Raw genomic sequence first — 7,118 nt, forward strand, 5'->3', positions numbered from 1 at the left:
TGAAGCTATTTGTTTAACTTCCCAATCTGTACAGGTTAAGATGACAAGGAATCCCGATATGATGTTGAACATTTTTTCTTTGTATTTCCATAGCGAGTTCCTGAAATCGAAACACTAGATGCATATCATCGTGGTCAATTTTAATGCATCTAACTAATTTTATAATTATATCAAGTTTGGTCTCCCAGTCTGCTTGATCAAGTTCTGATCTAACCCCAGAGACAAAGCCTTCTACACTACCTATGGTAAAATCTAATTTCCTCTGCAGCTCCTTTTCATCGACCATTTTTTCCTGCTGCTCTCTAATTACTTTTAGCCTCTTCTCCATTTCCTCAACTTCTTGGTCATATTCCTCCTGGCTTATGTGTCCTCGAGCATAAACATAAGCTAGTCTTTTGATACCTTGTTCTAATTTGCCTCTTTCTTTTTCAAGCTCATCATTTGATTGCCCATTTTTATGTTCTAAAAGCCTATGTTTATACTCCTTTGCAATTTCATCTGGATCTTTTAATACCCTTTTTATTTCTTCCCATACAACCATTTCTAGCATCTCTGCTCTGATTGATTTACTGTTACATACCTTGGTCCCACCGAAACGATTTGCATCTATTCCAGTACAACGATAGTATCTACTTCCCATAGCATTTCTTGCTATATAATAAGTATATTTGCAATACCCACATGCTATTAGTCCTTGTAATAGATGCTTTTTTCCACTTTGTCGTACTCTTGCTCTCTCTCTATTTTCATCAAGTTGTTTTTGTACTATATCAAATAATTCATCTTCAACTATCCTTGGTACTCTTATTTTTATCCAATCTTCTTCTTTATTGTTATAAACAGAATATTTTTTTTGCGCACTCTCCACCTTGCTCTCACTGCTTTTCTTAGTGGACCTACTTTTGTCTTACCATATGCTGCTTCTTCTTTGTATGCTTGATTCCTCAATATTCTATGAATTGTACATACATTCCACACTCTTTTACCTCTCGGGGAAAGGATACACCTTTCTTTCAGTCTTCTTACGGCCTCTTTTATACTTATTCTTTCTTGACCTACCCACTTAAACAGGTCTCGCACTATTTTTGCTTCCTCTTCATTTATTTCAAATTTTATTTTTTCTTTATCTACATGCCTAATACGATCATAGCCAAAAGGCGCACTACCTATTACACTTATACGACCTTCTCTCGCAGCATGAAGTTTTCCTCTCATACTTCTCTCCGAGATTAGTCCAAGTTCATGCCTTGCTACTGCTCCTTTTACATCCACTAGCAAATTGGATGATGGAGTATTATCAATCTTACAATCTAAAGAGATTATTTCTACTTGTGCTCTTTTACATTCATCTATTACATATCTTTGATCTCTACCGTCACGTGACAAACGATCAAGTGCATGAATATAAATCTTATTAATTTTTCCTTCTGCTACCTTACTAAGTAACGCTTTTAAACCATCTCGCTCTAAATTTGATCCGCTACAGCCATCGTCCTCGAATTTATATTCATCCAATAACTCATGCCCATCTGCTGCAATTTTACGCTCAAGCTCTGCAACTTGACTCGCTATTGTACCCTCTTGTACTTGTTTCCTCGATGAGACTCTTGCATACAAAGCCACTGTTGTCATTTTTTTCTACCTCCTTTTTATTTAAAAATTCCTTTTTCTTTCTTTCCATCAGCCGTCTTATTAGTACTTCATAAGCATCTGATAAACACTTATCTGATAACTTATTTGGTTCATAATGACGGTGAATAGTAAATGTTCTTTCTTGCATAGTTTTTCCCTGTAAATGTTTTCAGGAGCTTTACCACTCCCTTTTTCCATAAATCAGCTACCCTTACGAAAAAGACGCAACTGTTTTGGCTTTGTCTTAATAATCTCCTTGTCAGCTACAGCACCTCAAATTTAGTATTGAAAGCTGCAGCAACTCTCTCATTCATCCACAGTTTCTAGCCCTTCTTTTGCTATACCTGTTACTGTACTTTCCGAGACGACCGTTAGTTTTTCTAGAAATTCTCCCTGCCTACTTGCAATTTTTACGCCCTCTAACACTTCGATTATTTCTAGCATAATCAATTGCTGTTAAGCTAGATTTATCATTTAGCTCTGTTTCAGCTCCGGCTTTTACTAGCTCTTCCGTTATTTTTACTTCCCCTTCCATACACGCAAGATGCAATGGTGTGCTTTTATTTTCATATTCTGTAGCATTCACATCTGCACCTGATTTTATCAGCTCTCTTACGTTTTCTAGACGTCTTTCTGCTATTGCTAGGTGCAACGGTGTATACCCATTTGTATCCTTTGCATTTACGTCGGCTATTCCTTTTTCTATTAACAACTTGACTGTTTGTTCATCGGAAATTCCTGCTGCATAATGCAGTATTGTTCTTCCCTTTTCGTCTATTTTGTTAATATTTTTAAATGAGTTCTCTAATAATTCATCCAGTGACTTATTAAATTTTTCTCTATCTTTTACACTAAACATAATATACCCCACTAATAAACTCTTCAGTTCCAGGCAAATTTCTTTTATTTACCTACACTTATTTAACTTATGGCTTTTTTAGCATGGAAACAAGTTTTTTTTACAAAATATACACATTTTTGTCAAACATTAATGCGCTATATTAAGATATAAACCTATATACTTATATATTAAGTAAAAAGCAAACCTGCCTCCTATTTTTCATCAATCCTCCTGGCCAGCTCGTCCATTTGGTCCGCTACCCTGATCATTACGTCTTTGAAATCTTTCGCTATTCCTTGCCTGTCTCTCCTCCTTATTTCTCCTATATTCCATGTTTTCCCTTTTAATTTCGGTAGATATTTTCTTCCCCATACCTCTATCATTTCTCCTGCTGATTCCGCTATTTTATCGCATATCTTTGGTCTATCTCTTACTATTCCTCCTTGCTCCTTCATAAATTTTCTTGCCTTTTATTCTTTTCATTATCTAGCAGATAATACATTGGTGTCTGACCGAACTTATTCTCTTGGTTAATTTTTGCTCCTGCTTTTACCAACTCTTTTATTACACTTTCTGCACCTACCATACACGCAAAGTGCAGTGGGCTATATTTGCTAATTCCTTCAGTTGCATTTATATCCACCCCTAACCTTATCAGCTCTTTTACGTTTTCTAGGCGTTTTGCTAATGCTGCACTGTGTAGCGGTGTAAAACCTCTGCTATTTGTCGCATTGATGTCTGCTCCTTTTTTTATTAATGACTTTACTGTTTTTTGATCGGAGACCCTTACTGCATAGTGCAATATTGTTTCCCCACCCTCATTTCTTTTATTAATATTTTTAAATGAGTTATTTGATACTTCCGTAAAAAACTTATCAAAAGCATCTATATCTTTTTGATTGAACTTCATACATACCTCACCAATAATTAAAACATAAAATCGCCCAATTTGGCCTTCTTCAGTCATAGGTAAAATTATTATGTTTACCCACAACTGTTTCAATTATGCTTGTTTTAATATCAAAAAGCAAGTTTTTTTTCGTTAATTTACCTTGTTTTTACTAAATATTAGTAAGATTATTAAGATATAAATATATATACCTACTTTATTAAACATATAATCTGTTTTTCCACCCATTTTCTATTCAAATGACGATGTTCGTGCCAAGTTAGCACACCAGGGTAAACCACTAAAATGTAACTTTCTAACTCACGTACCACATCTTTTTGCTGCGAATCTAAATCGTTTTCATAGCGAATGTTGTGTTCTGCTAAACCGTACCTTATGATTTTTTGATCAGTATAATTTTCTACTTTGTAATGATGAGTAACGCTGAACCTTTCTAAAATTGGCTTGTGTTTTAAACTTCACAGTTGTTCAGATAGTTTATCACTTCCTAGTAAAAATTTACTTCCTTTCTCTTCTGCACTAATAACCGGAAAACATGCGTTTATTTCTCCCAAATTCCAACTATCCGACAATACTATCTGCGCTTTAGCAAACTTTATTTCTGGTAATAAGCTCTGTGGTAGTGGATATAGTGCTTTTAAGTTGTACCACTGATGACTCCTTTCATAGATGCCTTTGTAATTCTTTGTGTGAGGCTCTGTTTCCCCAAGTGCTGCTACATCTAACCGATATATGTCATTACTAAATGCTTGCTCATAATGGTTGCGTAAATAACTCTCTATAACCTCAATTAATGGACCACTAGACCTGAAAAAATTTACTCTCCCAAATGATAACACCGGTCCATCTTCTTCTATTTTTACACCTGAGTAATCCGATAACAAATTTCCAAAAAAACTTTCATCTAAAATGAACCTACCAATGTTGTAGTGATCGTTAAAAATTCTCATTAGTCTTGATCTTGCAGGTAATGATAGTTTTGCAAGCTCTACTACTGCATCAACAAAGAAATCGTTTGGTACCTCTTTTATCCCTACTTGCAACTCAAAAAAGTGTTTACCGGGTGGCTCTTCAATAATTGTAATATCTTCTATATTTGCCCATTTTAATGCTATTTTCAGTGAGGCAGGTGTTCCACGGAGTCTTTGAAATTTTACTCCTTCTTTTATCGATTTCTTCTTATCCTTCACCCATGATAGAATTTCTTCTAACCCGTATTCTTCAACCAACCACGGCAATATTTTTTCCCCTGGGCTAAATTTAAACCCTCTTATCCTGCTTGGATCAACTTTATAATCAATTGCATTAACCAGTGCTTGCTCTTGCTTTGTTGCGTTTGGCGGTAATAAACTTTTCATTTGTCTTTTCTTTCAAGTTGCTTTAATTTCCTTTATTTAGGTAGCTTATGAGTAAGCAAGAGATCATTGCAGAACTGATCAAAAATAAAGATGTGCTTAATATCGAAAACACTTTCCATAATATTTGACCATATTATCCATACTTTAAAAAACAAGTTACAACTTCTGGAAGAAAATCAATACTTTCGTCTCCCTAACATTGGGCATTTTTATCCAGTAAACCTTAAACCACTTATTGCACGCAATCCCCTCACTGGTGAAACTTTTACGATTCCACAAAACAAAAAAATACGTTTTAAATCCTATCTAACTTGACGTGGCCAAGCACTGCACACTCATTCCCCAATACTACAACATCCTCTTTTGGCTCGATTAATTCTACGTTTTCTACACCCTCTACAAATAGGTTTGCTATTATCCAAGATCTTGTAACACTCCATCCCAGCCTTCTACTTGCTTCAAACTTCTTAATGAACTGTTCCTTAATTTCCTCCTTTGATATTACAGAATTTATGCTCATTCTGCTGTGAATATCTATTTCCGTAATATTGCAACCAATTACTGTTACTGTATCAGTTAAAACCCTTATATCATCTCTAGTAACCTGCTTTTTTACAATTTCAAGTAGTTCTTCTGACACTATGCCAATTTGTGTTGATAAGATTGAAATTTGTACTTTCCCTGGTATAGGTGATTCTACTAATGCATCTTTTACTCTACTATCTGCTGACAGTGCATGATACCTATAATACTCCTTGCTTCCACATGTGCTCCAACCCATTATCTTTGCTTTAATTCTTTTTCTAAATCGTTCATCATCTTCTTCTTTTTGCCTCTCCACTCCATAAAACTCAGCTAAATTATCAAGATCTTCTCCCCTTGCAAATTTTAGTAAATTACTTTTTACTGCTTCGTTTATCCTTTGTCTGAGCAAAAGTTCTCGCCAGGCTGCTACCTCCAGAATCTTTATCGCTGGATCACTTTCAACTAATGCTGTAAAACTTTCACCTTCACGGACTAACTCTTCCTTCATTCTCGAAAATATTTCCTCATAGCTTAGTTTTTCAATAATATTAGATGTCTGCATTTCTAAACAACTACTCCACTAATACCTATGAATTTGCCTTCTGGAAGATAAATACCTTCAAGTACAAGAGTCATTTTTCCTTCTTTAACTTCAGCAATCTTTACTTTTTCTAACTTAAATCTCCTCTCAAATTTCCCCAGTGCTTCTGCTGTTGCTGCGTAAATTTCTAGTGTTAAATCCCTACTGATTGGCTTATCTACTAATTCAAATAGCCTAGACCCATAATCCCTCATCATAATTCGCGATCCTATCGGTGTGGTCAGTATATCAATTATCGATTGCTTTAAGTGCTCTATTCCTTCTAACGCTTTCCCTGTTTTAGCATCCATTCCTTTCATTTTTAGCCTGCAAACACGGTTTCACTGCCTTTTATTACTTTAAACCCACATGAAACTATATCTCCTACTCTTCCTACACTAAGACCATTTGCAAACACTGTTTTTGATACTTGAATCATTACTTTTCCTTCACTAAAACTGTCTCCTTGTCTACATATTGACTTACCGTTTACAAAAACATTATTACTGCCGCTAATGCAGAAATGTGGTATAGCTTCTCCACAGTAGTCTCCTAACCTCACTATTCCTTTGTTCAATTTAAATCGATCCTTTCTGCTTTCAGTTTTATTCCACTTTTTGTCATCTCTATGCTCGATTCCCCAGCCTTCAGTGTTATTTTATCTACTACTTCAATCTCTAAATGATGTTTATCTTTATCGTATGACAACTTTGTTCCATCTTGAAACTTCACACTATTTATTTCTTTTTTATTCTCTGGTGCAGGGTATTTTTCCTGATATATTCCTGCTAACACCACTCCTAATGATAGTTCACCAAGAGGAGAAAATATCATAGCCTGTTCATCGATATCTGGTGGAGACCAATCTCTATCTTTTCCTGCTTTACTCGTTATCCACGGCAACCAATCTGTCAAAAATTCGCCTATTTTCACTCTTACTTTTGCTTTTTCATAATCTATTTCTTTTACAACTCCTATACGAACAATGTTGGCCAATTTCCTCTGTAATTCCGAAATTGCAAAATTATTTTCTAACATTTATTTCACCGATTTCTATTTTGTGTGGCCTAAATTTTCCTTTTTCCCAAATAGATCGCCCTACGTGTATTGTATGCACCCACTCTACCATCCACACTAAATATGCATCGAGCTCTGGCCTAAATCTGTCAACTTCTGCAGAGCTAAATTCTCCTGGTGAAACTTTTTCCACGTTCCAAGTATTTTTATTTACTACTCTTGCTACTTCTGCTGCTAATGTTCTGACAATAATAG

At 35.2% G+C, this 7,118-nt stretch carries 11 protein-coding genes and 2 pseudogenes; 1 reads left to right on the forward strand and 12 read right to left on the reverse strand.

The window, feature by feature from the left end:
* Positions 1-13 precede the first annotated feature (13 nt).
* From DM84_RS03675 to DM84_RS03700, 7 genes and pseudogenes are all read right to left on the reverse strand, one after another.
* Positions 14-868: a recombinase zinc ribbon domain-containing protein gene (locus tag DM84_RS03675; protein ID WP_250778391.1), complete on the reverse strand. Its 855-nt coding sequence runs from the start codon at positions 866-868 to the stop codon at positions 14-16.
* Positions 811-1,632, reverse strand: a complete 822-nt coding sequence (locus tag DM84_RS03680; RefSeq protein ID WP_250778392.1) for a recombinase family protein — start codon at positions 1,630-1,632, stop codon at positions 811-813. The genes DM84_RS03675 and DM84_RS03680 overlap by 58 nt, the downstream gene beginning before the upstream one ends.
* A gap of 306 nt (positions 1,633-1,938) precedes the next feature.
* On the reverse strand, positions 1,939-2,076 hold the full coding sequence (locus tag DM84_RS03685) for a hypothetical protein (protein ID WP_250778393.1): 138 nt from the start codon (positions 2,074-2,076) through the stop codon (positions 1,939-1,941).
* A complete protein-coding gene (locus DM84_RS03690) occupies positions 2,030-2,491 on the reverse strand; it encodes an ankyrin repeat domain-containing protein (protein ID WP_250778394.1) in 462 nt (153 codons plus the stop codon). Before DM84_RS03690 ends, DM84_RS03685 begins: the two co-directional genes overlap by 47 nt.
* A gap of 194 nt (positions 2,492-2,685) precedes the next feature.
* Complete coding sequence (locus DM84_RS06160) at positions 2,686-2,928, reverse strand: hypothetical protein (protein WP_349305104.1); 243 nt, start codon at positions 2,926-2,928, stop codon at positions 2,686-2,688.
* Positions 2,925-3,383, reverse strand: coding sequence for an ankyrin repeat domain-containing protein (locus DM84_RS03695; protein ID WP_349305105.1), 459 nt, complete (start codon positions 3,381-3,383; stop codon positions 2,925-2,927). The genes DM84_RS06160 and DM84_RS03695 overlap by 4 nt, the downstream gene beginning before the upstream one ends.
* 191 nt (positions 3,384-3,574) lie before the next feature.
* Positions 3,575-4,741: pseudogene (locus tag DM84_RS03700) on the reverse strand (phage tail protein).
* 90 nt (positions 4,742-4,831) lie between these two features.
* Between DM84_RS03700 and DM84_RS06215 the strand changes: the two are divergent.
* A complete protein-coding gene (locus tag DM84_RS06215; protein ID WP_410543774.1) occupies positions 4,832-5,056 on the forward strand; it encodes an HU family DNA-binding protein in 225 nt (74 codons plus the stop codon).
* Here DM84_RS06215 and DM84_RS03705 read toward each other — a convergent pair.
* The 5 genes and pseudogenes from DM84_RS03705 to DM84_RS03725 form a co-directional block, all read right to left on the reverse strand.
* Complete coding sequence (locus tag DM84_RS03705) at positions 5,037-5,828, reverse strand: baseplate assembly protein (protein WP_250778395.1); 792 nt, start codon at positions 5,826-5,828, stop codon at positions 5,037-5,039. The two genes, DM84_RS06215 and DM84_RS03705, sit on opposite strands and share 20 nt — an antisense overlap.
* Before the next feature lie 2 nt (positions 5,829-5,830).
* Entirely contained in the window at positions 5,831-6,166 is a 336-nt protein-coding gene (locus DM84_RS03710) for a GPW/gp25 family protein (RefSeq protein WP_250778396.1), read from the reverse strand.
* 2 nt (positions 6,167-6,168) lie between these two features.
* Positions 6,169-6,423: a PAAR domain-containing protein gene (locus DM84_RS03715; RefSeq protein ID WP_250778397.1), complete on the reverse strand. Its 255-nt coding sequence runs from the start codon at positions 6,421-6,423 to the stop codon at positions 6,169-6,171.
* Positions 6,420-6,884, reverse strand: a complete 465-nt coding sequence (locus DM84_RS03720; RefSeq protein ID WP_250778398.1) for a phage baseplate assembly protein V — start codon at positions 6,882-6,884, stop codon at positions 6,420-6,422. Before DM84_RS03720 ends, DM84_RS03715 begins: the two co-directional genes overlap by 4 nt.
* A pseudogene (locus DM84_RS03725) lies at positions 6,871-7,118 on the reverse strand (hypothetical protein); the annotation flags it as partial. The gene DM84_RS03720 and the pseudogene DM84_RS03725, both read right to left, overlap by 14 nt.

Origin of the sequence: Wolbachia pipientis (assembly GCF_023661085.1) — a bacterium.
Lineage (GTDB): Bacteria > Pseudomonadota > Alphaproteobacteria > Rickettsiales > Anaplasmataceae > Wolbachia.

Bases quoted from the DNA above. Each gene is read 5' to 3' on its own strand.
- DM84_RS03705 (WP_250778395.1), bottom strand. From the start codon at position 5,828: ATGCAGACATCTAATATTATTGAAAAACTAAGCTATGAGGAAATATTT.
- DM84_RS06215 (WP_410543774.1), top strand. From the start codon at position 4,832: ATGTGCTTAATATCGAAAACACTTTCCATAATATTTGACCATATTATC.
- DM84_RS03710 (WP_250778396.1), bottom strand. From the start codon at position 6,166: ATGAAAGGAATGGATGCTAAAACAGGGAAAGCGTTAGAAGGAATAGAG.
- DM84_RS03690 (WP_250778394.1), bottom strand. From the start codon at position 2,491: ATGTTTAGTGTAAAAGATAGAGAAAAATTTAATAAGTCACTGGATGAA.
- DM84_RS06160 (WP_349305104.1), bottom strand. From the start codon at position 2,928: ATGAAGGAGCAAGGAGGAATAGTAAGAGATAGACCAAAGATATGCGAT.
- DM84_RS03685 (WP_250778393.1), bottom strand. From the start codon at position 2,076: ATGCTAGAAATAATCGAAGTGTTAGAGGGCGTAAAAATTGCAAGTAGG.
- DM84_RS03720 (WP_250778398.1), bottom strand. From the start codon at position 6,884: ATGTTAGAAAATAATTTTGCAATTTCGGAATTACAGAGGAAATTGGCC.
- DM84_RS03695 (WP_349305105.1), bottom strand. From the start codon at position 3,383: ATGAAGTTCAATCAAAAAGATATAGATGCTTTTGATAAGTTTTTTACG.
- DM84_RS03680 (WP_250778392.1), bottom strand. From the start codon at position 1,632: ATGACAACAGTGGCTTTGTATGCAAGAGTCTCATCGAGGAAACAAGTA.